This window comes from Candidatus Roizmanbacteria bacterium, from assembly GCA_016699265.1.
In the GTDB taxonomy this organism is placed as follows: Bacteria; Patescibacteriota; Microgenomatia; order UBA1406; family GWC2-37-13; genus CAZLQR01.
Window position 1 is genome coordinate 41,766 of record CP064967.1, and the last position, 22,625, is coordinate 64,390.

A 22,625-nucleotide genomic window follows, 5' to 3' on the forward strand; every position below is an offset into this window, starting at 1 on the left:
AAAACTAAAAAATAAAAATTAAGAATTAAATATATGGTTATCGGACCAAAGATATTACTAAAACTAGTTAAGGAAAAAAAACTTGTCAAAAATCTTGACAAGCGAGAGCTTACTAATCCAGAGGGTGCTGGATTTGATCTACGATTCAACGAATTGTTTGAGATCGAGGGCAATGCATTTCTTGGTGTGAAGGAAAGGCAGACGCCAACTATAAAGAAGCTTCTAGGGTATATAAAAGGAAAAAAACAGTCGGTCACTATTCTTCCAGGAGCCTTTTATTTAATGACTACTATCGAGGAAGTTAATCTTCCTCAGGATATTACGGTCAACTTTAAGCCAAGGACCACAACCTTTCGAAGCGGACTATTTATAAGATCTGGAAATGTAGCGCCGGGTTACAAAGGCAAGCTTACCTTTGCCGTAAAGAGTGAAGGGCCAGTTGCTATTACGTTGGAGCCGGGTTGCCGCATCATTCACGCCCAATTTCAATGGGTGGATGGTGGTGGCTCTATGTACCGCGGTCAGTGGCAAGGTGGAAGAGTGACGACTGACAAGAAGGAAACGCAGGTATAAGGTATTTCGTATAATGTATAACGTATGAAGCTCCAGACAAACCCAGAATATCAGTATTTAAATCTACTTCAGGACATTTTGGACAATGGTGAAGAGCAAACTGACCGTGGGACTAGTGTCAAGACTTACAGCGTTTTTGGACGGCAGATTCGCTTCGACTTAACGAAGGACTTCCCTCTTCTTACAACAAAAAAAGTCTACTGGAAGGGAGTGCTTCACGAGCTGTACTGGTTTTTATCTGGGCAGTCAAACATTAAGTATCTGGTCGACAACAATGTACATATATGGGACGACTATCCTTATAAAATATATAAATCGAAAAATAAAAACACCTCATTAACAAAAGACGAGTTTATTCAAAAGATTGCGACTGATAAGAAGTTTGCAAAGAGCTGGGGAGAGCTACCCCACATATACGGCGAGATGTGGAGAAGATGGCCAGCGAAGGATGGTAGATCTGTAGACCAGTTAGCTTGGGTCATAAAGGAGCTACAAGAGGATCCGAATGCCCATAACACTCTCGTTAACTCCTGGAATCCAGAATATCTTTACACAATGGCAAAACCCGGTAAAGGAGCAAGATTTCCAATCTGTCACAATATGTATCAGGTAAACATAAAAAATGAAAAGGTCTGTCTTCAACTTTATCAACGTAGTGCCGATATTTTTCTTGGTGTTCCTTTTAACATTGCGAGTTACGCGCTATTAACAGTAATAATCGCAAAGATTCTTGGACGTGAACCAGGTGAGTTCGTGCACACTTTTGGAGATGTGCATATATATGAGAATCATTTTGATGCGGTGAAGGAGCAGTTAAAAAGAAAACCTATGCCATTCCCGAAGCTAAGCATCAAAGGTAAGAATGTGACATTAAGTTCGTTTAGGCCCGAGATGGTTATACTTGAGGACTATCAAGCCCACCCACCCATTAAAGCAGAGCTCACCGTTGCCGGAGGACTATTTGAAGGGAAGCATACGAGTAGCTCTTAGTTTTTATTTCGAATTTTTTATTCAGCTTGAAATATTAAAAACTTATATTTGATTACAAAATAAAAACTTCAAAATTCAAACTATGACAAGAATAAGTGCAATTGCCGCTATCGCTGAGAAGTCTAGGGCTCTAGGAAAGGATAATGAGCTTCTTTGGCGCATCTCTAGCGATCTGAAAAGAGTGCGAGAATTGACCATGGGTCACCCGATCATCATGGGTAGAAAGACCATGGAACATATTGTTGCGACAGCAGGAAAAGCCCTCTCTGGAAGGACAAACATTGTTGTTACGCGAGACAAAGATCTAAAAAAAGATGGATTTGTTGTGGTTAATTCATTTCCGGAAGCATTAGAGATGGCCCAAAAATCTCCTGGCCCAGAGGAGGTTTTTGTTTTTGGAGGAGCGCAGATGTATCAACTAGCGTTACCACGCATACATAGACTTTATTTAACTGTAGTACAGGACGATCCACAGGCTGACGCATTCTTTCCTGATTACTCTGAGTTCAAGACGGTAGTCGAAAAGAGCGAAGAAATGGATGATAATGGACTCAAGTATTACTACCTTACTTTAGAAAGGTGAGCGTATTGTCGATAAGAGTCTGTAGAGACTTGTCTACTGTGAAGAATGTTTGTTTTCCCGTATAAGGATTTAACTTAGCGCTTCCAGATCCATTCTTGTCACAGGTAAATGATAGAACCGTGTTTGAATTCTCCTCGAAGATCGCCGATACGCTAGACTCCTTAATTTTTTTGAGCGTATCCGGAATAACGAAAGATATTTTACACAGTTTATGTGTGAACATGCTGTATTTGACCTGCTTGGGCTGAGTTGTTGGTTGGGGTAGTGGCGTAAGGCTGAAATTATAGGCATTCTGTTTATTAGTACTTTCTACATGCTGCCCGTAACGTACTCCGACGATAAAGACGAGCACTGCAGTAAGGCCGAATAAGAGTGCTAGTGGTGCTCTATTTTTCATCTTTATGGTTGGTGGGAACTGATGGTAGAAGCGACGGCTCAATCATGAAAAATTCCACTGCCTTATCGATAGGTTCGTGAGTGAAGAATAGTTCAATGCGTTTCATTCTATTTACGTCCGGTCCACGCTTTTGAGTATTCCCTAATGCCGAATCACCAAACAGATCTAAAGTTAAGTTTAGATAAATTTGCGATAGACGTTCATCTAGGTCGGACGATGTAATGCGAGGATCAAGATGAAAAACATCAAGTAAAAAATCTCTTGTAGGTGAGGGGGTAGAAACTTCTAATGTTGAGTTTGGCGACTCGGTCGCCACCGGTTTCAACTTAGATCGATGAAATGCCTCTAAGATCTCATGAAGTTGTGCAACTCCAACGCGCGCCTTCTGAGAGATCGAACTATCGTTTAACAAAGAAAACCATCTTTCGGTTAAAGCATGTGGAGCAATATTGGTTTTCGGTGGTGCTTGGTAAAAGTCTGTGTATAGCTGGCCAACTTCAGCAGCTGTTCGAAGGCGTTGATCATTTGGAAGTTCGTGAAACGGATTTACCTTAGGCAAAACTCTACCAAAGGATGCCTCTCCCGATCTGTCTGGACTCATTCAAATATTATAGCTGTATCGGTCCAAAATACAATTGACATCCCAAAAATGCGACTGTATACTACTTTCTGATCCTCCTGATGAGATTAGCAATTTAAAAACTTTTTCTTTACGCTATCAAATCTATAGGGTAATCCCGACGAAAGTTGCGGAAATGGGGCATCGGTCTTTCGATTTCGATCGAAAGCATGTCTTCCCGTTCCTTTGCAAAGGAAAAGTTTTACGTTTCTACTTATTGGAGAGGATCATTTTGTATCTTACCTTAATTACTAAATGTCTATTCACCCAACGAGTTCACGAACTAACGGGTTATTTCTAATTCGTTAATGCGTTAATCCGTTGATTAGCGACTATATAAATTTTTCTACAGTATAAATATGCTAGATAAGAAAGATGACGTTCTTGACGTCAGCACCATGCTCGAGGGTAACGATTATGAAGAAAAAACAATCGCCCCTGCAGAAGCAGAACAGGAACATAGACAGGCAGATAGACCACAGAAATCAGACAACAGACTAAAAGAAGATCTGAAATTGAGCTACACCGCAACCGGCGTGCTTGATGTGACTGTAGGTGGGTATGGATTCCTTCGACAGGACTACACCATCAACCCAAACAAGGACATCTACGTTTCAACATCTCAAATTCGACGCTTCTGGCTTCGAAGAGGAGACATGGTTGAGGGACTCGCACGACCTCCTAAGGAAGGCGAGCGATTTCACAGTCTACTTCTTATTAAAAAGATAAATGGAGTGGAGATTACTGAGGAAGAAAGTCGAACTCGTAAAGACTTCGAGCAGCTCACCTCGCTACATCCTAATAGGCAGATTAAGTTGGAGACGACTAAAGAGGTATTATCTACAAGAATAATTGATCTAATTGCTCCAATTGGATTCGGTCAAAGAGCTCTCATTGTTTCTCAACCAAAAGCGGGAAAGACAACTTTCCTTAAGGAGATTGCACAGGCAATTAGCGTCAATCATCCAGAAGCTCATTTGATGGCCATTCTTATTGGTGAAAGACCTGAGGAAGTTACCGAAATCAAAAGGTTCATTAAGGGAGAGGTGGCAGCATCTAATTTTGACGAGTCTCCCCGACAACAGGTAAAGGTAGCAAATTTGGCGCTTGAACGAGCAAGAAGGCTCGTTGAGATGGGTAAGGATGTGATCGTACTTCTTGACTCAATCACGCGCCTAGCACGAGCATTCAATCTTTCTGTTCAAGGAACGGGAAGAAGCATGTCCGGCGGAATTGATCCGTCAGCACTTTTCCCAGCCAAAAAGTTTTTGGGAGCAGCTCGTAACTGTGAAGAAGGTGGAAGCTTAACCATAATCGGAACAGCTCTTATCGAGACTGAATCACGAATGGATAACCTTATTTACGAAGAGTTCAAGGGAACCGGAAATATGGAGATCCATCTTGATCGTAAACTTGCTGAGCGAAGAATTTTCCCAGCTGTAAATATCGAAAGATCTGGAACGCGACACGAAGAGTTGCTTCTTGACGAGAAGTTTATGAAGAAGATAACGACTCTTCATCGTATGTTGGGTCTTCTAGACGGCGAAGAGCGAGTAACGCTCATGATCGATAAGCTGTCGAAAACGAAGAATAACGCAGAGTTCCTAGACTCTTTAAGCGCTGGAGCGTAAAGCTAGTCAGTTAGGTTGAATCGAAACATCTTTTCGGTGTGGACTCCGCCTTGTTTCTCGTAAAATTTGTGGGCAGCCGCAAGTTCAAATCCACTCGTAAGCTTCATTACTTTTATCTGGTTTTTTCTACAGTAATCTTTGACGGCTTTTAGTAAGGCTGTGCCTACCCCCTGGCCTCGAGAGCGCTCAGTTATAACCAAGTCTTCAAGATGTCCCGCAAAATAGCCCCTTCGCATAATGGGCAGAATAAAAAGATCGGCTACTCCGAGTAGGTGTGAGTCTTCTTCTGCGACAAAGACCCTAACGTCAGATCGCCCTAAGAGGTCATTAAATATTTTCTCACGCTTCTCTTGTTCCTCTGTAGGTTGCACCGGATTCACTCGCTTCTTGTTGACCTCGGCTAACAGCTCGTCAAGAAGGGCTAAAACCTGATTTGTATCCCGCGCTTCAGCGAGGCGAATATTCATAACCATATTATATGGGAGATGTGAATGATATGTGCATAAGTTGCGGGTTGATATTTGAGAAAAGTTGACAGAGTATATACTCTATAGTAGTATGGAGTATATACCTATACCCCCTATGACTACCCAAAGAATTAATCGAATAATCGGACAACTTAAAGGAATACAAAGAATGATGGAAACTGAAAGAGACTGTCATGAAATTCTTCAGCAGGTATCCGCCGTAAAGAAAGCGATTGATGGAATTTCCAAGGAGTTGGTAGTGGCGGACATCTGCAAGTCACTGCCGAAAGAGAGTACGCAAAAAATCGAACGAGTTGTTGATCGAGTTCTTTCAATGTAATATATAGCTCTATGTCAGAAATTCAAAACGTTGTAATCATTGGTGGTGGTCCTGCTGGACTTGCCGCAGCTCTCTATACTTCAAGAGCTAATCTTAAGCCGGTCGTGTTTGCAGGTTCCCCTCCGGGTGGTCAGCTTACGCTAACGAGTGAGGTGGAGAACTGGTTAGGATTCGAGTCTATTCTTGGTCCAGAGCTGATTAGCAAGATGCGTTCGCATGTTGAAAAGTTTGGAGTGAAGATTTTCGATGAAAATGTTACGAGTATAGACTTTGCCAAGGCTCCGTTTAAGGTAAAAAGCATAGACCGTGAAGTAAGCGCAAAAAGCGTAATTATCGCTACTGGAGCAAAAGCTCTTTGGCTAAATCTTGAATCTGAACAGCGTTTGAAAGGAAAAGGAGTGTCCGCATGTGCTACTTGTGATGGATTTTTCTTTAAGAACAAAGTCGTGGCCGTTGTTGGAGGTGGCGACACTGCAATGGAAGAAGCATTAACTCTTACGAAGTTCGCTACTAAAGTCTACTTAATACATAGAAAAGACTCGTTCCGAGCCTCAAAAATCATGCAAGAGCGAGTCCTAAAACACGAGAAGATAGAGGTTATTTGGAACACGCAAGTTGTGGAGGTTTTGGGAGAGAGCAGAGTAGAAGGCCTTAAACTACAAAGTGTAGAATCCAAAGAACTAAAAAATCTTACTGTCGATGGACTATTTCTAGGCATCGGACACAAGCCTGACACCGAACTTTTTAAAGATAAGATCGAGCTTGATGAAAAAGGCTATATCGTTACCTTTGATATGTTGGCCAGAGAGCACTTGATGTACGGTAAAGTTCCGGCAGAAAAAGTGAAAAAAATACAAGAGAGCGCAGGCCATAGTCCCACGAGCACCAACGTACTAGGTGTATTCGCAGCGGGAGACTGTGTAGACCACGTTTATAGACAGGCAACAACCGCTGTTGGTATGGGTGTAGCTGCCGCATTAGATGTTGAGAGATGGCTTGAACTAGAGTAAGATCTTCGTATGAGTACTGCAGGAGCCCAGATGCTTCAAACTGCGCAAAATCTCATAAAAGAGACTGGCAAAATCCTACATCTTAGCGATGAGCATATTCAAAAACTAGTAGCTCCCGACTCTATTCATGAGGCTGTTCTTGAGATCGTACTTGACAGTGGTGCTAAGAAATTCTTTCAGGCATTTAGAGTCCAGCACAATAATACTCTAGGACCGTATAAAGGAGGTATTCGCTTCCATCCACAGGTATCGGTAGAGGAAGTACAGGCCCTCGCAACTCTCATGAGTATAAAGTGCTCCGTAGCTGGTATTCCACTTGGAGGCGGTAAGGGGGGGATAATTGTAGATCCTAAAACCCTGTCCGAAAAAGAACTAGAAAAGCTATCTAGAGCCTATGTCGGTGCTTTTTTTGAGTTCATTGGTGAAGAAAAAGATATCCCAGCGCCAGACGTCAATACAAACGGACAGATTATGTCATGGATGGTGGATGAATACATTAAATTAAAGGCTGAAAGTTTAAAGTTGGAAGCTGGCGAAATAGGAGAAGAGCAAATTTCAAAGTGGAGAGGGAGCTTTACCGGTAAACCGTTAGAGATAGGAGGGAGTTTGGGCCGAACGGAAGCGACGGGCAGAGGTGGAGTCATCGCTTTGAAAGCTCTACTCTCAAAGCTAGGTTCTACGTTCCACACTTCAAGTTCTAAACCTACAATCGCCGTCCAGGGATTTGGGAATGTCGGATACTACTTCGCGAAGATAGCTTCAGAGGAGGGATTCAATGTTGTATCTGTCTCTGATAGTAAAGGTGGAATTATTTATAAAAATATGGAACCGCTTGACGTTCCTTTGGTTATGAGCTGTAAGAAAGAAAAAGGAAACTTGTCAGGTTGTTACTGTGTAGGAGGTGTTTGCGACCTAAGAGGTGGTAGGCCAATCTCCAATGCTGAGCTACTAGAGTTACCAGTTGATATTTTGGTACCATCCGCTCTTGAGAACGTAATAAACGGCGAAAATATGACCAAAATTAAGGCAAAGATCGTAGTTGAGATGGCAAATGGTCCTGTGACCGAGGAAGCGCAAAACTATTTAGTTAATAAGGGAGTACAGATAATTCCCGATGTATTCGCAAATAGTGGTGGAGTGACCGTCTCATATCTGGAATGGCGACAAAATGTGGAGAATCAAAGATGGACCGAAAAAGATGTTAATTCCAAGATGCTTAACCTTATGACCGCTGCCTTTGAGTCAATCTGGAATCGATCCCAAAAAATGAAAACTTCACTAAAAAATGCCGCGTTTGAAGTCGCTATTGAGCGAATGCTTACTTAAGAAAGTTGAGAGGATTTAGCTGAGCTCCCCCTGAGCGGATTTCAAAATGTAGATGTGGTCCTGACGATCTACCCGTAGATCCCATATTTCCAATTTGCTGTCCCTGAGAAACTGCCTGACCTGGAGTAACTCCAACAACAGATAGGTGACCATAAAGAGTTTGGTATCCATTTCCATGATCGATAATAATATGACATCCATATCCGTATGTAATACACCCAGCAAAGGTTACTGTTCCTGTATCGGAAGCCAGTACTGGAGGGAGAGCATTATTGGCTATATCGAGAGCCATGTGATACCAGATTGGATACTGCGTAATTCCTCCTGATGTTGGCCAGATAAAATTTGAGTTCCCTCGTGCTCCTGCTTGGATTGGCCCACTATAGAATCCACCAGGAGATGCGACGGGTTTCGGAGGCAAAACTGACCCATTCGGGATAAAGAGAGTTTGACCGGGGGTTAAGGAAAAAGTATCTAGGTCTGCAAAATCATTGAAAGGAAAGTTAAGAATGTTCTGAGCATCAACGTTATATTTTTTCGCGACCGCATAGATATTGTCACCAGAAATAACCTTATGAACAACTCCGGTTCCAGGAGGAACTTTGACGATCTGACCGGGTTTAATTGTGTCTGATTTAAGATTGTTCGCCCACTTAAGAGTGTCGGTCGAGACGTCAAATTTTTTAGCTATTGTACTAAGAGTATCTCCTCCAAGAACGCTATAGTCTACTACCTTGTCCCTTGGTTTAGCAGAAATAATTGTTCCAATATTGCTTTCATAAGGATTGAATGATACCACCGAACTTTGTAGGGTCTGATTAGCACCGAGTTCATTACTGAAAGGATTATTTTCAGCAATAATTGGACCACCAACAAGCGCTGCAACTGCAAGAAGAATAAATGAGCTATTTAGAAAAGATGACGAATACTTTCCTCGTTTTACTATTAAAATTGCTACAAATACATCTTTAATCCGTTCAATTACGCGAGCTGCATTTAAGGTTCGAGATCTTAAATAATCGCTGAAAAATAGCACGAATTGAACGAGTTGTCGCATAGAGTAGTGTTACTATTGTAACACAGAAGGTGCCTGTTTTTGAGGCGTACCAGAGGCGAAATCCTGACGCTCTTTAAGTACTTTTTCGTAGTTTGATGACGACTGTTTCTTTAACAGAACGAGTAAGGAGTCCATAATCTCAACGGCTTTTTTTACATCATTGCTTTGATAGTAGGCATACGCGAGGTTGTAATAGGAATTGGGGAGGTCTGGCTTTAGAAGTATAGCCTGTTGGAATATCTCTATCGCATTTTCATATTGTTTTAGAGAGTAAAAAATGCCACCAAGTTCGAGTCGATACGACACGTTTTGTGGGTCGAGTAGAATGGCTCTTTGAAATGCTCCAATTGCCCACTGTTCCGCACCTTTTACTCCTAGCACATTCTTATATACAACGCCTAGATTCTCCCAGTTAGATGCGCGATTAGAGTTAAGAGAAACGGCTGACTGAGCTTCATTTATGGCTCTTTGCACCGTTTGGGTTACTACGATCTTGTTTGGATTTGGTTTTGAGGCAACTTGCTTTGCTATAAATATGTTTGTTTGGGAAAAATTAACCCTATACCTTTCTATATACGGATTAAGCACGATTGCGTGACGCTGCTGGTCATACAGTTCCTGCAGATTGTTTCTCGCGATTGCGTACACTGAGTTTCTCATAGCAATCTCTGCTCGATAAGTCGGAACCAAAAGAACCCAAAAAACATACCAAACACAACAAAGAGCGGTAACGGTAAAAACGGTCAAAATCGCTAATAAGGCTCCTCTTAGTCTGTGAGTTATTTTTTTATGACCGTTTGCAGAATCGTTTATTGAGAGGGCTAAACTCAAAAAAAGAATAAAAAATAACATAAACGAGGCTGGTGCAACTGCAATTATTATCGCTGAATAGACCAAAAATGAGGGTGAAGTTGTCTTGTTCTTGAGAATAAATCCAAAAATGAAGAGTCCGAGAAGTGCGAAAGTACCAATAAATCCCGATTCAGTGATGATCTTTAGAGTCGCTGATGATGCGTTGTCGAAGCCAGACTGAGACCAGTATGGAGTGGAGTTGTATGTGCCATCCTTTGCTTGTGTGAGCGCCGAACCAAAACTATTAATGCCAGCTCCGAAGAAAAATCCCATAGGTGTTCCTAGTGCTTTTGATACTGTTCTGAGCGAAAGATTGAGCGGAGCCGTATTTGGTATTTTTTTCGAGTTAAGGACTGAAATCGTGCTCTATAGCGAGATTGAAAGTGCTACTAGCGACAGTAAGATTCCGATTGAAGTAAGTATGCTAAAGCGACCTGTTATTTTTTTCTCTTTAATGAGGCAGACCGATTGGTAGACAAAAATAAATCCGAGGTAAATAAGGAGATCTGTCTGTGTTCCGATTGGTGTAAATGAGTTCATTTTTAAAAACTGAAATACTCTTGGTAGAGCGACTGTGTCAAAGGGTCGCATCATAAGTACGATTGTTATAGAAGAGATGCATATGCCGCTAAGTCGGAGAAGCGTGTCAACGATTGAAAACTCATTTTCTTCGGCTACGTACCAGAAGTAAATGGCCATTGAAGTGAGCATAAGAGGACCATTTGTAATATCGAGGAGAGGTTGTATTTTATTATCAGAACTGAGTAGTGCTGAAATGTAAGTAGAAAGTAAAAACACCCCTATAGGGATAAGCATTAGTACGACGTTTCTTGACCAACTAAATTTGCGTTTCTGAATAAGCTGCATAGTAGATATTGAGAGTAGAATGATCGCAGAGATCGAGATGAGCATAAATTTGTTTATGTCATAAAACTCGTGAGTAATTGGAAGGAAAAAAATAGGGATTAAGAACGTGGTAAAGCCGACAATGTATGTTTTCAATTTATGCATATGTTGGTATTGTAGATTCTTAATTAATAATGAGCCAGTTAAATCGTAGGTCAGGGTGATTGTTCGTGCTCATCGCTACGGTAAAGTAATTGACACAGTCTGCTTCCGCATCTTTACAGATGTGTTTCTCCTTCACAACAAGCGGTTTGTCTACGAAGTTTAGATTTGTTTCTGGCGTTATGTAGACGAGAGTAGCTTCGGAAACATTCGTGTTATAAACTCTCACTTCGTTTTCACCTTCAGGAATAATTGAGGAGCCCGATGTTTTTGGAAGTTGTAGATTGTTGAATGTTGCCGATCCGGTTGCACTTATTGATCCCACCATAACCCCAGAAGGGTTACGTATTTCAAGTTCCTTAGCCGTGATTGTACCCTTTGTCACAATATTTCCATTTCTCGCAAAGGCAATGGATCCATCAAAAAAAGATATGGCGGAGTTTGCCATAAGATGTAGCGTGTCAGACCGCGCGGTAATGCTGTCCTGAACGGTTAATGCATTAATATCTGCAAGCTCAGTAACTACCAGATGTGAGGTGAGGGACTCATGAGATATTGAAGATAAGACTTCACTGGGAAGAGCGTCAGACATGCTTGGTGTAAGATTCGCCATAGACAGTTTAGACAGTTTTACCTGTACTTCATTTAGGTTTTCGGTTAAGTTATCCGTTGTTCTACTCTTAATCGTGTCAGCGGATATCGAGTTGTTAAAGATGCCGTTTTCAGCCTGAACCGTGCCATTTGATTTAATATTACCTTCCGCATCGATAGAAGCCACAACGGCTTTTTTAAGCCCTTTAATTACAAGTTTTGATAGGCTTGATGAGTTGCTTGCTGTTGAGTCCTCTGGAGTGAGATTAATTGCAAGGTCTTTTCCTGGCTCAGGTTTTATCTCTGAAGTTTCTACAACGGGAGAAATAACACGTTCTGCTAAAACGGTCTCAAATTGATTTTTTACCGCTGTGCTAATACCTTGCGCTAGTATTTCTAGAGGGTTTCGAGACTGGACAACGTAGTCAAGTCCCACAAAGACCATAATTTTGTTTTTAATAGATCCTTTCTCCCACGACTCAAGAGCTTTACCTATAACGACTCCATCACCTACAGACTTAACTGCCTTTCCTTTCTCGGTTGAGGTGGTGAGATAGTCTCCAGCGCTTATTTGTTCCGAATCATCGGATATTTTTACCGGAACTCTACCTTTCAGGGCTATTGGCATTGGATTTTCAGACGAGGCTATATTATGGCCAACGCTTATAAAGTCACTATAGTTGTTCGAGATTACACCGATAACGTGATCATCGTGAGGTTTGTCGGATTTTATTAGCTGGCGAAGTTCATCATTCTCGGTAGTTTTGACAACTTTCGTCCCAAGAGTCATTACGTCGCCAAACTCCGCTCCCTTTTCAACCGGGTACATTTCAGCAAAATCAGCTGTTGGAGTTGAGGCGCAGTCTACGAGGGCTTGGTTATCTGTTCCCGATTGGGAGTTGTGACACAGAGCGTATGATGTTCCTGTCCCTCCGATATCTAGAGTTGTCGATCCTGAGGTAACGGAATTTCCCGAAACGAGATTACCTTTGATTTTAAGTTGTGATGTTGTACTCAAGTCGAGAGCGGAGAATATTCCTAAAGAACTTGTAATGCAATCAGAGGATCCATCAAGGCATAATCTATCGGCAAACACATCATTCCATATTCGAGTTGATGAACCTAAGTTATACGAATCACTAAACTCGGGACCAAGATCTCCAGATACCTCAAGTCTAAAAGTGGTTGGAGATGTAGTATTGATTCCAACATTTCCACCATCGGATATATAAATCCGCTCTTTATTCGAACCACCCGTTTTTAACCTGATAGAACCACTTCCTGTAGCATTCAAAGTGATGTCTCCGTCATTTGCAGTCTCCAGTGATAGATTAGACCCGCTCGTTATTGAAAAAGTCCCGCTCGTGTAAGTTGAGGCGATCATTGGCGAGTTTATAGATAAGATTACGGTTCCATCAGAGGATATATAGGGCACCGACGAGGTTGTTGAGCCAAGAGGACGACCTTGGAGTGATTCAGCGTTCGTAGCATATCCAACATTTGCGATCTGTTGACGAGGGGACATCTCATTATCTGAAGCGATCGTAGTACCGAGATAAACGTTTGGGTTTTCACTAAAAACTCCGCTTCCAACCTCTTTACCGCAGATGTCCTGTTGCGGAGGAGGACTTATTGTGGATCCTCCAATTAAAACCGAGAAAAAGCCATTACGATCAGGAGTAATGGAGCAGAGTCCAGTCTGGTAGAGAGCATTCGGAGATTTCGGAGAATTATATAGTTTAAATTGAATGGACGTTAAATTTGTAATGTTATTTCCAAGGCTATCTGTTAGCCGACCTTGAAACGCAAAGACTCTTCCGGTTTTTAGTGGTACGGATGAAGATATAGAAGCTGAGCCGCTAGTCGATCTAAGGATTTCAGTCAATTTTAAGGGAGTATAGATCATTAGCAGGATTATGATAATGATCATTCCACTTGAATTTAAAAATCTTCTGTCCAAAGGCAATCGTCGTGATGTAGAAGGTGCTTGATGTAGAGTGCGGGAAGGAATGGCCGCTGGAACGGAGCCGCTTACGCTCGTAATAATTCCTCTTTTAATTATAGATTTATCAATGCTTAGATTTAATTTACTGTCGCTACAAAACTGAATGAACTTTCTCAGAGTAGATAACCGGCGACTAAATGTTTTACTAGAAACCTCCTGATCATTGAGGTAGTGAATGTATTTGAGAATTACCGGCTCTGTAATAGCATCTTGCACGAGATTGTCCTTAGAAGAGTCAGTCTGAGAAGATCTAATCCATCCTATAAAATGCTTGAAGTCTGAAGAGTAGTTTTTAATCGTAGTAGCATTCAGTCCATTATTTCCCGCACTGAGATATTCAAGAAATAAAGCCTCGATATTATACAAATTATACGCTTTATTCATTCTAAATTTAGAATAGGAAAAATTTAGAACAAAGTCAAGCGTACTAAATATACACTGTTATGACTAAGTTAGAATGAATCGACTAGAAAGTACGTCTGAAAAAAGGAATATAGAATAAATTGCTTACAGTAAGAGTATTTAACGCGCGACCTATTACTGAAGAAAACAGTATATAAGTGTATCATTCAGCCTATAGCGCATAGAGTATATAGTATATAAACTAATAAATACTGATAATTCGGGGAATATAAATTAATTGGAGTAGAGTAGCTATGATGCACAACAACTCTTAGCACTAATTAAATTACAAACGATATGCTTTCTATTTGAGGTTATTGGATCACTAAATCTGATTAATCTTACCTATTTCTCGGTGATTAGCACTAAAGCTCTAAGATTGATAAAATTTAGTAAATGAAGCTGAGCCTATTATGAAGCGATATTCATTATAATTTTTAATTTTTATTATTTGTTAGCATACTACGAAAACTTAATATGGGTATAAACTTAAGTTTTTTAAAATCAATCTCATCTTGACAACAACATGTACGTTTGTTACATTTTGCTGTATGGCAATAAAAGAAAGAAGATCTAAAATTCTACTTGCTTTTTGTTTACTTGGAGGAAAAGCTGCGAAATCGGTATCGATAGACGATGTTTTTCTTAAGATATTCGACTTATCATTAAACCAAAAAACAAAGTCTACGATTAATGCGCTAATTAAAAAAGGCGCTCTACTTAGGGATGAGACTAAAAAAGATGCATACTCACTTACAGACGTAGGATTTGTAGAGGTTAGTAGAGATTTTCCATACTTTAGGTTTTTCAGAGAGGATTGGGACGGTGTGTGGCGGATTCTTTCCTACGAAATTCCAGAGAGAAGACGAGAGCTTAGGGATAAGTTAAGAAGGGAAGTTGCTAGTTGGGGACTCGGACCATGGCACAGATCTTTCTGGCTAACTCCACATCCAATTATCGGGGATCTCAAAAATCTTATATCAGGTAAGGAGGAACAACAGTATGTACAGGCGTTTGAATCTTCACACGTCTTTGGAGATAGGGAAGTTTTGATCGAAAAGGTATGGGGTAAAGTTAAGTTACATGAAAAATATAAGGATTTATTTAAGCAGTGGCACGAAGTTCTTTCTAAAGACATGGATAAGTTAGCTAAGTTTTCCGTTATCGTAAACTCATACGTTGACCTTATTAGAGTAGATCCAGGTTTGCCAAAGGAGTTACTTGGAAAATCTTGGATAGGATATGAGGCGCTAGATTTGTTCTCAGAGATAAAGGAAATTCTTCTCAGTCAAGGTTAAAGATCACATCTCCCAATACATCCGTCCGTAAAACATTGGTTTCACTTTTTTCAAGCATATCGAGTATCTCTAACGATGGATGACCATAGGGATTATTTTTTCCTACACTTATCACACTGAAGGTAGGGTCTGCTAATATCAAGAATTCATTGATTAGACCGTTTTTAGAGCCATGATGGGGAATCTTTAGAATGTCAATCTTTTTTATAGATTGTTCCAGAAGCCTTTTTAGAGTTTTTGGTGAAGCGTCACCCGTATACAGGATCGAGTGTCCATTAAAGGTAAAGACGATAATCTGCGAGCCATTATTCGGGTCATCACTAGCGCTTGAGGCCTGCACATAGTCTTCAGTAGGCCAAAGTATTTTAAATTTTGCAGCTTGAATTTGAATAGAGGCACCTGCAAATATAGGCTCTATGGTGGTTTTATTGTGTTTGAGAATTTTTAGGAGTTTTAGTGCTTCAATTGAGGTTGTCTTAGGGTAATTCATAAAAAGCCGCTCAATTTTGTAGCGAAGCGGGATGTATTGGTAGCCGCCATAATGATCGCTTTGGAGATGAGATAGGAATGCAATCTCGATAGTTTTATCGTTCACGCTCATATATTTGCTAAGACAACCTAGTACGGACGATCCTTTTCCCGCATCAATTAAAATATCGATATTGGGTCGAATGTGAATATAGCTTGCGTCTCCTTGACCAACGTCACAGAAAACCACAAAAGAGTGATTGTTTTGGCCATATAGATAGCTTGTGATTGAAAAGAGCAATGAAAATATAATGGCTGAAATGAATCCAGTTTTAGATACGGGACTATCGTGCATCTTAGATTGAAATGAATGAGTACGGAACTAAATCGGATAGATTGACAATAAAAAGTAAATATTTCAGCATGCCCGTGGCAATAATGGCGAACGGAATTGTTAGTGCTGGATGTATTAGCCCTAGGATCGCAATGCAGAGTCCTAGAAACATAAGGGGTCCAACGATGAATGAGACTAGAATATTGGTCAAAGGGGAAACGAGAGATAGCTGTTTGAAGTAGAGAAAAATAATCGGCGTTGTAAACAACTGCGCTGCAAGACTGAGTCTTAGTTCACTTGTCAGCCACCAAGGACTCTTTGAGTTGCTTGATCCAAATAAGATTATTCCTAAAGTTGCTCCATAAGAAAGCATAAAAGACACGCTCGTTATCCATTTTGGCCAGAATATTAAAGAGACAAATCCAGCAATGACTAGAGAGTAGATTGAGGTTGCCTTGCGCTCATAGACGACAGCAAGGAGGCTGATCGCGCCCATAATTACAGCTCTTACAATAGGTGGCTCAAAGCCAACACTTACTGCAAATACGAGAATAAAGCAGATGGTGAGTATGACTGCTATTTTCTTATGAACGAAGCCAAAGACAGCCTCTAACATGGCCCCAAGCATAGCTATGTTCGAGCCTGAAAGTACCATGATGTGTAGCAGGCCAGTTCTTTGGAATTTTTGATATAGATTGAGGTAGGGAGGAATATCTTTGCCAAAAGTGATCCCATTGAGTAGGGCTGCATACGGCTCAGCAAGCGATATATTTATCACGTTAGTAAAAATATCAATAGAGAATTGTGGCACTCGATTACAGCGTAACTAAAGGTTTAATTTTTTCATATATATTTGTTTTAACAATTTTTCTATTTAGTAAGTCCTCTATTGTGGAATAGGGTCTACTGTCAATAATCTTCTTAGCAGTGACTTCACCAACTCCAGGTAATGACTCAAGATCTGAAATTGTCGATGAATTTAGACTTACTAATAATGAGGAACTTGAGACAAAGGGTACTATGAGTTTTTCATATGTTTTAAAAGGTATGTATATTTTGACCTGATCGTTCAACTTTTGTGCACGGTTAATGTTTTTATCAAAATAGACAAGATCCGCATCGTCGGTTAAACCGCCGGCTTTATCAATTAGCTCATATATCCTTTGACCTGTCTCAATCGTGTAAACGCCTGGTTTTCGTACTGCGCCTCCGATATCAACCATGTTAGAAGCTCCTCCTAGCTGGTTTTTTTGAATGATAATGGAGGTTTGGCCCGTAGTGTCAATCTTTGTCTGCGTGAATAACAACAAAGAGACGACGAACATTAATAAGCAAAGGCCAAGAAGAGATGTCTCCAATTTGTGGGAAAGTAACTGTTCTTTTATGTTTTCGATTTTTTCATGCATTTGAAGTAATGAAATCAGTGTTTGATGGAGAGATCAATGGATTATATGCTACAAATCTAAGATTTTAGATTGTTTGATCGCTAAGAAAGTTGCTTTAGTATACTGACAGTATGAGGTTGGTTTGGCTGAATGTGTTTATCGTATCATGTATGGCGAGTTCGCTCCCGTTAGTTGCTAGAATGGATGTAGATGCTCAGCAGTTACAGTCACCTAGGTATCGTATTGAGTCTGAAAGTCTCAGTCTACAGCAGGATCTAGAACAAGGTTCGGCGAATTACGATATTTCATCGAGTTTCGGACCACAATCGCAAAAACAGTTCGAAAGTAGGGGATACGTAGCAGTAAGTCGAGTTAAAACAGACTCCTCAGACAGATCGTATCTGAGATTGCAGTTGTCTAACTCTCAGCTAGTCTTTGATAAAGCTGACATAGTGGATGAATCTATACAAAAAACCTCCGTCAAATTAACGGGAATAAGTGCGACTCCATTTATTGTGGCTGTGAGGCAAGCGGAGCAGTTTAAAAATAGTTTTGGAGCTACGGTGATGTCCACAAACTGCGACGACAAATCTTCACCCTGCACGCCAACATTAGCTCGAGAGTGGAAAACTGGATTTGGATTCGGTTATAGAGTGGACAGGTCAACGGTGGGCGAGTTCAGTAGCAAGTATGCATTCAGACCTTTATATCAAGGTTACTCATCAGGAAAGTCAGCAATGATTTTCAGGGGCGACGTTAATAAGGACGGCCAGAAGTTGGATTTGGAGTTTAAACTTCGTCCACAACCACAGACACAGACGGGCATATATCAGAGCACTATTATCATTACAGCGACAACAGATTTTTAATATGAGACCTTCAAAGAGTGCAAGAGCTTTGACGCTTTGCTTACTGATCGTAATATTTTGTCGTGTTCAAGCTCCAGTCGAAGCACAACGACTTGATCTAGCAGTCGCTCCCCCCAATATTGAGTTATTAATTAAACCTGGAGTGAGAATGAGAGTGCCGTTTACCATAACGAATCGATCAGATGAGATTAGTCTTATTCCACTAATAAAAACCTTCGCTATTCTAGGTGATGGGAAGTCTGTAGAGTATGGATCGGCGGAAGGCCTCCCGATTAAAGCGTCATTCTACGATGAGAAGTCAGAGCTTATCAAAAGTATAACCATTAAAAATGGTGAGGTAAAAAAAATATTTGTGGACCTTAATGTTCCAAGCTCAATTTCGGAAAGGGATTACAGTTTGGCCTTTATAGTTGAAACGCAACCAGAGCTATTGGATAAGCAGTATAGCGCAAGAATTAAGACTCAAATTGCGTCGTCCATATTAGTTACTATAACGAAGTCAGGAAAAACACAGGCAAAAGGAACTATTGATGTGTTTAAAGTTGCGAGAAACATAGTTGATAGTTTTGATTCGGTCCCCATGACGTTACATGTTATAAATCAAGGGAAAAACGTCGTATACGCAGGTGGAGCGATTACTGTCCGTGGGTCGTTGGGGGAGAAGGTGATATATCCACTCGAAAGTCATAATATCTTGTCTCATTCAGGTCGACTCATGGTTACAAAGCTTTCAAAAGACGAGTTTTCGATAGTTCTTAAGGGATTTTTTATAGGTCGATATAGTGTAAGTGCCGCCGTTACATTGGCCGATGATACTGTGCAGCTTAGTAGATCGACAAAATTTTTTGCATTTCCATTCAAAATAATTTCCGTTGCGATTTTGGGTTCACTGATTGGTCTGATCCTCTTAAGGAATAAGAGATAATATGTTACAATGTTGGCTATGGCTCAGAATCAAGAAGCTGCTGTAAGAGCAACAATGTTTGATGGACTACTTAGCGAACTTAAAAAAGTTTCATGGCCTACTCGCAAGGAAACAATACGTCTTACCGTTATCGTATTATTGATATCCTTGATTATTGGCGCATATGTGGGTATAATTGATATTCTTCTAGCTAAGGTATTAGAAATCTTGACAAAAACAACAAAGTAATTTTATTTTTTTATGGATATAGATAAAAGTGCAACCGATGTCGTTGATGCTACTTCTCCCGAGATTCCTCAGGAAGTTCAGGAAGTAATTGAGGTTCAGACTGACCTTAGCAACGATCCGAAAAAATGGTATGTGATTCATGTGAAAACCGGATATGAAGGTAGGGTAAAGTCTGCGCTCGAGCAGAGAATTAAGAGTCTTGGAGTTGAGGATCGAGTTTTTGAGATTACGATCCCTGTACGAGAAACAGTGAACGTCAAAAAGGGTAAAAAAACCAAGGCAATGGAAAAAGTCTTCCCAGGATATGTCTTAGTAAAGATGATTCTTGATGATGATTCTTGGTTAGTGGTAAGAACCACCGAGGGCGTTACTGGTTTTGTTGGAGCGGGACTTAAGCCAACCCCAATAAGCAATAGGGAGGTCGACGCCATAATGAGGTTCGTGCAGCAAGAACAACCCAAGTTTAAGACCAAATTCTCAGTCGGAGAGGCAGTTAAGATTATTGAAGGTCCTTTTGCAGACTTTCTTGGAACTATTGAAGCAATTGATGATGAAAAAGGTAAAGTGCGCGTTTTGGTCTCAATTTTTGATCGAGAAACTCCGGTTGAATTAGATTTCTTACAGGTTGTGAAACTATAAAAATATGGCAAAAAAAGTAAAGACAATTTTAAAACTAAATCTCGCAGCAGGAGAAGCAACTCCAGCGCCTCCAGTTGGTCCAGCACTAGGTCAGCATGGAGTTCCTATCATGGACTTCATCAAGGAATACAATGCTAAGACGGCAGGTCAAAAAGGCCAGGTCATTCCTGCGGTGATCACTGTATACGAGGATCGTAGCTTTACATTCGTAACCAAGCTTCCTCCTGTTTCTGAGATGATCAAGAAAAAAGCAGGAATCACAAAGGGCTCCGGTAAGCCAAATATGGAGAAGGTCGGAAAACTAACGAAGGCTCAGGTAGCTGAGATTGCAACAGAAAAACTAAAAGATTTAAATGCGTATGATGTCGATCAGGCTTCTCGAATTGTCGCAGGTACTGCGAGATCGATGGGCGTAGACGTCGAAGTATAATTTTTAGTTCTTATTTTTTAGTTTTTAATGCATTAGTGTAATTAGAAATTAGAAATTAGAAATTAAATAAGAACTTAGAAATAAAAATTTAGAACTAACGAATATATGGGAAAAATAAGAACCAGAGTAATCGGCTTAGAAGACGTTGAAAAGGAACAAAAAAAAGAGCAGAAAAAGCGCGCTCAAGAAAAAAAGATTGTTACCAAAACCGCACCTGAGCAGGAAGAGATAAAGGATTCTACTGCAGAAGTGTCAACTGAGGCTGTTGAGAAACCAAAGAAAATAAAGAAGGTCGTTATAAAGGAAACTAAGAAACGTACGCGAGGTAAAAATTATCGAGGAGCGAAGGATCAAGTGAAGCAAGAAAAGGTCTACGCATTGGATGAGGCAGTCTCGATATTAAAGAAGATCAAATATGCAAAGTTTGACGAATCTGTAGAACTTCATATTAATACTACAGCCGAAGGTCTGAGAGGCGAGGTTTCTCTACCTCACTCTACCGGAAAAACAGTTCGAGTTGCGATTGTGGACGATGCGCTTCTCGATAAGCTTGCAGAAAATAAGATTGATTTTGACATCCTGGTTTCACATCCATCATTTATGCCCAAATTAGCCCGATACGCGAAGGTTTTGGGTCCAAGAGGATTAATGCCTAATCCAAAGACCGGAACCATCTCTCCTAAGCCTGAGGAGATCGCTAAGAAATTTGCAGGTGGACTTATGAAGTGGAAAAGCGAGGCGAAGTTTCCCATCGTTCACCAGATGATTGGAAAAGTTTCATTAGACGATAAGGCCATTACTGAGAATGTTCAGACATTTATCCAAGCAGTTGGACCAGCTAAGATAAAGGAAGTCTTCATTAAGACCACCATGTCTCCAGCACTTCGAATCTCCGTTTCATAATATTACGTAATATCTTCCAGGCTGATATAATCAATTCGTCTATGAAATACTTCGGCTATGGTGCAAATAAAACTGCAGAGATGATGTCTGCTATTACGGGGAAACCAATCGAGCAATTAAAAGGTGTTCCTGTTGTTTTAAAAGGGTATGAGCTTGGAGTTCAACGATTTGATCAAATACCAGACACTATGATGGTAGGGTCCATGTTACCCGTACCGGTAAAAGAAATAATTGGAGGAGCATGGTCAGATCCAGAGTCCTTTGAAACGTATGTAATTCGACCAGGTGAGGGAGAGGTCCTCGGAACAATGTGGGATTTAACAGATAGAGATAGAGCTTTGGTTCGTGACTGGGAGCTGGTAGGAGATTGGTACAAAGAGCAGATGGTGACGGTTACAGATGAGGAAGGACAGGAAGTTGAGATCCAAACAGAGATATTGGGCTATGGCCAAGATCTGGACCGAATAGTTGACGGAATGGATTACCCACCATTTCTCAGGGAGTTAAGCGAATTTCAAAGAGTTGCAGAAGGGGCGAGAATGCAGTTTCTGGAGCGGAATGGTCTATCGCAAGAAGGAGCGATTCCTTCAGAGGATATTTCTAGATCTTAAATCTACTTTTTGCAAGACTGAGGATGATTTTTGCCGCATCATCTAAATTACAGGTCTCGCTTATTTTAATAACCAAGTCGTAGTGATGAGCTTTGCGTTGGTCATGGTTATATAACGATTTATTAAATTCATTTCGCTCTGCATCAATCTTATCGATGAGCAACCTTGCGCGTTTTTCCGAAATTTTCTTGAACTTAATAATTGTCTTAACGCGGTCTTCCATATCGGCTATTATTCTAACCTTGAGCGCTGAGGGAAAAAGAAACTGAGCCCCTCGTCCAATGATAATTGCATTACCTCTCAAACCGATAACTGACAAAATCTTAAGAAGGTGTCTTGAGTAACTACGGAGCGTCATGTAGCGCTTACCAAAGAAGTCTTCGGTCAATTCTTCGATAAGAGGTACATGCTTTTCGTCGATCTCTCGAATAAGCTTCTTTTCAAGACGCGCTTCCTTCGCAATCTCATTTACGATTTCCTCATGAAAAATTCTCCAGTTTCCTCCAAGAATAGGAGCTAGTTTTTGAGCTACGATGCTTCCTCCTGAGCCGTATTCACGCGAGATAGTAATGATTGGATGCCTGTCTCCTGCTCGACGATTTTTTATAAAGTCTTCAACTTTAGAGCTAAGAATGTTTCGATTTATAAGCTCAAACAGTTTTTTCATAGGATCGGAAAATTTTG

Annotated in this window: 26 protein-coding genes; 15 read left to right on the forward strand and 11 right to left on the reverse strand. The window is 40.6% G+C overall.

The window, feature by feature from the left end; genetic code table 11:
• The first annotated feature begins 33 nt into the window (after window positions 1-33).
• The 3 genes from IPH70_00240 (at window position 34) to IPH70_00250 (ending at window position 2,146) form a co-directional block, all read left to right on the forward strand.
• Window positions 34-573: a hypothetical protein gene (locus IPH70_00240; protein ID QQR63958.1), complete on the forward strand. Its 540-nt coding sequence runs from the start codon at window positions 34-36 to the stop codon at window positions 571-573.
• 24 nt (window positions 574-597) lie between these two features.
• A complete protein-coding gene (locus IPH70_00245; GenBank protein ID QQR63959.1) occupies window positions 598-1,563 on the forward strand; it encodes a thymidylate synthase in 966 nt (321 codons plus the stop codon).
• Window positions 1,564-1,645: 82 nt separating this feature from the next.
• Window positions 1,646-2,146: a dihydrofolate reductase gene (locus IPH70_00250; GenBank protein QQR63960.1), complete on the forward strand. Its 501-nt coding sequence runs from the start codon at window positions 1,646-1,648 to the stop codon at window positions 2,144-2,146.
• On the opposite strand, the gene IPH70_00255 is transcribed toward IPH70_00250, so the two are convergent.
• Window positions 2,130-2,543: a hypothetical protein gene (locus IPH70_00255; GenBank protein QQR63961.1), complete on the reverse strand. Its 414-nt coding sequence runs from the start codon at window positions 2,541-2,543 to the stop codon at window positions 2,130-2,132. The two genes, IPH70_00250 and IPH70_00255, sit on opposite strands and share 17 nt — an antisense overlap.
• Window positions 2,533-3,144: a hypothetical protein gene (locus IPH70_00260; protein QQR63962.1), complete on the reverse strand. Its 612-nt coding sequence runs from the start codon at window positions 3,142-3,144 to the stop codon at window positions 2,533-2,535. Before IPH70_00260 ends, IPH70_00255 begins: the two co-directional genes overlap by 11 nt.
• Window positions 3,145-3,560: 416 nt before the next feature.
• On the opposite strand from IPH70_00260, the gene rho reads away from it, so the two are divergent.
• Window positions 3,561-4,793, forward strand: coding sequence for a transcription termination factor Rho (gene rho / locus IPH70_00265; protein QQR64392.1), 1,233 nt, complete (start codon window positions 3,561-3,563; stop codon window positions 4,791-4,793).
• 2 nt (window positions 4,794-4,795) lie between these two features.
• Here rho and IPH70_00270 read toward each other — a convergent pair whose 3' ends face one another.
• Entirely contained in the window at window positions 4,796-5,260 is a 465-nt protein-coding gene (locus tag IPH70_00270) for a GNAT family N-acetyltransferase (GenBank protein QQR63963.1), read from the reverse strand.
• A gap of 91 nt (window positions 5,261-5,351) precedes the next feature.
• Here IPH70_00270 and IPH70_00275 point away from each other — a divergent pair, with 91 nt between their 5' ends.
• The 3 genes from IPH70_00275 to IPH70_00285 are packed head-to-tail and all read left to right on the forward strand — an operon-like array spanning window position 5,352 to window position 7,936.
• Entirely contained in the window at window positions 5,352-5,600 is a 249-nt protein-coding gene (locus IPH70_00275; protein ID QQR63964.1) for a metal-sensitive transcriptional regulator, read from the forward strand.
• 11 nt (window positions 5,601-5,611) lie between these two features.
• Complete coding sequence (gene trxB / locus IPH70_00280; GenBank protein QQR63965.1) at window positions 5,612-6,610, forward strand: thioredoxin-disulfide reductase; 999 nt, start codon at window positions 5,612-5,614, stop codon at window positions 6,608-6,610.
• Window positions 6,611-6,619: 9 nt separating this feature from the next.
• Window positions 6,620-7,936: a Glu/Leu/Phe/Val dehydrogenase gene (locus IPH70_00285; protein ID QQR63966.1), complete on the forward strand. Its 1,317-nt coding sequence runs from the start codon at window positions 6,620-6,622 to the stop codon at window positions 7,934-7,936.
• Here the strand turns inward: IPH70_00285 and IPH70_00290 are convergent.
• The 4 genes from IPH70_00290 to IPH70_00305 all read right to left on the reverse strand — a co-directional run bounded on the left by IPH70_00290 (window position 7,929) and on the right by IPH70_00305 (window position 13,833).
• Window positions 7,929-8,993 carry a peptidoglycan DD-metalloendopeptidase family protein gene (locus IPH70_00290; GenBank protein QQR63967.1) on the reverse strand — a complete coding sequence of 355 codons (1,065 nt, stop codon included), beginning with the start codon at window positions 8,991-8,993 and terminating at the stop codon, window positions 7,929-7,931. The genes IPH70_00285 and IPH70_00290 overlap by 8 nt on opposite strands.
• Before the next feature lie 12 nt (window positions 8,994-9,005).
• On the reverse strand, window positions 9,006-10,118 hold the full coding sequence (locus IPH70_00295) for a tetratricopeptide repeat protein (protein QQR63968.1): 1,113 nt from the start codon (window positions 10,116-10,118) through the stop codon (window positions 9,006-9,008).
• A 93-nt stretch (window positions 10,119-10,211) separates the two neighbouring features.
• Entirely contained in the window at window positions 10,212-10,856 is a 645-nt protein-coding gene (locus IPH70_00300) for a hypothetical protein (GenBank protein QQR63969.1), read from the reverse strand.
• Between the two features lie 19 nt (window positions 10,857-10,875).
• A complete protein-coding gene (locus IPH70_00305; protein QQR63970.1) occupies window positions 10,876-13,833 on the reverse strand; it encodes a site-specific integrase in 2,958 nt (985 codons plus the stop codon).
• Between the two features lie 569 nt (window positions 13,834-14,402).
• Between IPH70_00305 and IPH70_00310 the strand changes: the two genes are divergently transcribed.
• Window positions 14,403-15,149: a hypothetical protein gene (locus tag IPH70_00310; GenBank protein QQR63971.1), complete on the forward strand. Its 747-nt coding sequence runs from the start codon at window positions 14,403-14,405 to the stop codon at window positions 15,147-15,149.
• Here IPH70_00310 and IPH70_00315 read toward each other — a convergent pair.
• From IPH70_00315 to IPH70_00325, 3 genes are read right to left on the reverse strand one after another with little or no spacing between them, the layout of a single operon-like run.
• On the reverse strand, window positions 15,136-15,972 hold the full coding sequence (locus IPH70_00315; GenBank protein ID QQR63972.1) for an MBL fold metallo-hydrolase: 837 nt from the start codon (window positions 15,970-15,972) through the stop codon (window positions 15,136-15,138). The genes IPH70_00310 and IPH70_00315 overlap by 14 nt on opposite strands.
• Window position 15,973: 1 nt before the next feature.
• Window positions 15,974-16,762 carry a ComEC/Rec2 family competence protein gene (locus IPH70_00320; GenBank protein ID QQR63973.1) on the reverse strand — a complete coding sequence of 263 codons (789 nt, stop codon included), beginning with the start codon at window positions 16,760-16,762 and terminating at the stop codon, window positions 15,974-15,976.
• 4 nt (window positions 16,763-16,766) lie between these two features.
• Entirely contained in the window at window positions 16,767-17,357 is a 591-nt protein-coding gene (locus IPH70_00325; protein ID QQR63974.1) for a helix-hairpin-helix domain-containing protein, read from the reverse strand.
• 110 nt (window positions 17,358-17,467) lie between these two features.
• Between IPH70_00325 and IPH70_00330 the strand changes: the two genes are divergently transcribed.
• From IPH70_00330 to IPH70_00360, 7 genes are all read left to right on the forward strand, one after another.
• Complete coding sequence (locus IPH70_00330; protein ID QQR63975.1) at window positions 17,468-18,205, forward strand: hypothetical protein; 738 nt, start codon at window positions 17,468-17,470, stop codon at window positions 18,203-18,205.
• Between the two features lies 1 nt (window position 18,206).
• Window positions 18,207-19,130 carry a hypothetical protein gene (locus tag IPH70_00335; protein QQR63976.1) on the forward strand — a complete coding sequence of 308 codons (924 nt, stop codon included), beginning with the start codon at window positions 18,207-18,209 and terminating at the stop codon, window positions 19,128-19,130.
• Window positions 19,131-19,184: 54 nt separating this feature from the next.
• The gene (gene secE, locus IPH70_00340) at window positions 19,185-19,358 is read left to right on the forward strand and encodes a preprotein translocase subunit SecE (GenBank protein ID QQR64393.1); all 174 of its coding nucleotides are present in this window, start codon (window positions 19,185-19,187) and stop codon (window positions 19,356-19,358) included.
• Between the two features lie 12 nt (window positions 19,359-19,370).
• Complete coding sequence (gene nusG / locus IPH70_00345; protein QQR63977.1) at window positions 19,371-19,997, forward strand: transcription termination/antitermination factor NusG; 627 nt, start codon at window positions 19,371-19,373, stop codon at window positions 19,995-19,997.
• A gap of 4 nt (window positions 19,998-20,001) precedes the next feature.
• Entirely contained in the window at window positions 20,002-20,427 is a 426-nt protein-coding gene (gene rplK, locus IPH70_00350; protein QQR63978.1) for a 50S ribosomal protein L11, read from the forward strand.
• 105 nt (window positions 20,428-20,532) lie between these two features.
• Window positions 20,533-21,330, forward strand: coding sequence for a 50S ribosomal protein L1 (locus IPH70_00355; protein ID QQR63979.1), 798 nt, complete (start codon window positions 20,533-20,535; stop codon window positions 21,328-21,330).
• A gap of 41 nt (window positions 21,331-21,371) precedes the next feature.
• A complete protein-coding gene (locus IPH70_00360; GenBank protein ID QQR63980.1) occupies window positions 21,372-21,941 on the forward strand; it encodes a gamma-glutamylcyclotransferase in 570 nt (189 codons plus the stop codon).
• Here the strand turns inward: IPH70_00360 and IPH70_00365 are convergent.
• Entirely contained in the window at window positions 21,931-22,608 is a 678-nt protein-coding gene (locus IPH70_00365) for a cytidylate kinase-like family protein (GenBank protein ID QQR63981.1), read from the reverse strand. The genes IPH70_00360 and IPH70_00365 overlap by 11 nt on opposite strands.
• Window positions 22,609-22,625: the final 17 nt, after the last annotated feature.

Bases quoted from the DNA above. Each gene is read 5' to 3' on its own strand.
- IPH70_00275 (QQR63964.1), top strand. From the start codon at position 5,352: ATGGAGTATATACCTATACCCCCTATGACTACCCAAAGAATTAATCGA.
- IPH70_00325 (QQR63974.1), bottom strand. From the start codon at position 17,357: ATGCATGAAAAAATCGAAAACATAAAAGAACAGTTACTTTCCCACAAA.
- IPH70_00335 (QQR63976.1), top strand. From the start codon at position 18,207: ATGAGACCTTCAAAGAGTGCAAGAGCTTTGACGCTTTGCTTACTGATC.
- IPH70_00290 (QQR63967.1), bottom strand. From the start codon at position 8,993: ATGCGACAACTCGTTCAATTCGTGCTATTTTTCAGCGATTATTTAAGA.
- IPH70_00315 (QQR63972.1), bottom strand. From the start codon at position 15,972: ATGCACGATAGTCCCGTATCTAAAACTGGATTCATTTCAGCCATTATA.
- IPH70_00310 (QQR63971.1), top strand. From the start codon at position 14,403: ATGGCAATAAAAGAAAGAAGATCTAAAATTCTACTTGCTTTTTGTTTA.
- IPH70_00255 (QQR63961.1), bottom strand. From the start codon at position 2,543: ATGAAAAATAGAGCACCACTAGCACTCTTATTCGGCCTTACTGCAGTG.
- IPH70_00240 (QQR63958.1), top strand. From the start codon at position 34: ATGGTTATCGGACCAAAGATATTACTAAAACTAGTTAAGGAAAAAAAA.
- rplK (QQR63978.1), top strand. From the start codon at position 20,002: ATGGCAAAAAAAGTAAAGACAATTTTAAAACTAAATCTCGCAGCAGGA.
- IPH70_00285 (QQR63966.1), top strand. From the start codon at position 6,620: ATGAGTACTGCAGGAGCCCAGATGCTTCAAACTGCGCAAAATCTCATA.
- IPH70_00260 (QQR63962.1), bottom strand. From the start codon at position 3,144: ATGAGTCCAGACAGATCGGGAGAGGCATCCTTTGGTAGAGTTTTGCCT.
- IPH70_00355 (QQR63979.1), top strand. From the start codon at position 20,533: ATGGGAAAAATAAGAACCAGAGTAATCGGCTTAGAAGACGTTGAAAAG.
- IPH70_00365 (QQR63981.1), bottom strand. From the start codon at position 22,608: ATGAAAAAACTGTTTGAGCTTATAAATCGAAACATTCTTAGCTCTAAA.
- IPH70_00305 (QQR63970.1), bottom strand. From the start codon at position 13,833: ATGAATAAAGCGTATAATTTGTATAATATCGAGGCTTTATTTCTTGAA.
- IPH70_00295 (QQR63968.1), bottom strand. From the start codon at position 10,118: ATGGGATTTTTCTTCGGAGCTGGCATTAATAGTTTTGGTTCGGCGCTC.
- secE (QQR64393.1), top strand. From the start codon at position 19,185: ATGTTTGATGGACTACTTAGCGAACTTAAAAAAGTTTCATGGCCTACT.
- IPH70_00300 (QQR63969.1), bottom strand. From the start codon at position 10,856: ATGCATAAATTGAAAACATACATTGTCGGCTTTACCACGTTCTTAATC.
- IPH70_00250 (QQR63960.1), top strand. From the start codon at position 1,646: ATGACAAGAATAAGTGCAATTGCCGCTATCGCTGAGAAGTCTAGGGCT.
- trxB (QQR63965.1), top strand. From the start codon at position 5,612: ATGTCAGAAATTCAAAACGTTGTAATCATTGGTGGTGGTCCTGCTGGA.
- IPH70_00330 (QQR63975.1), top strand. From the start codon at position 17,468: ATGAGGTTGGTTTGGCTGAATGTGTTTATCGTATCATGTATGGCGAGT.
- IPH70_00245 (QQR63959.1), top strand. From the start codon at position 598: ATGAAGCTCCAGACAAACCCAGAATATCAGTATTTAAATCTACTTCAG.
- rho (QQR64392.1), top strand. From the start codon at position 3,561: ATGCTCGAGGGTAACGATTATGAAGAAAAAACAATCGCCCCTGCAGAA.
- IPH70_00360 (QQR63980.1), top strand. From the start codon at position 21,372: ATGAAATACTTCGGCTATGGTGCAAATAAAACTGCAGAGATGATGTCT.
- nusG (QQR63977.1), top strand. From the start codon at position 19,371: ATGGATATAGATAAAAGTGCAACCGATGTCGTTGATGCTACTTCTCCC.
- IPH70_00270 (QQR63963.1), bottom strand. From the start codon at position 5,260: ATGAATATTCGCCTCGCTGAAGCGCGGGATACAAATCAGGTTTTAGCC.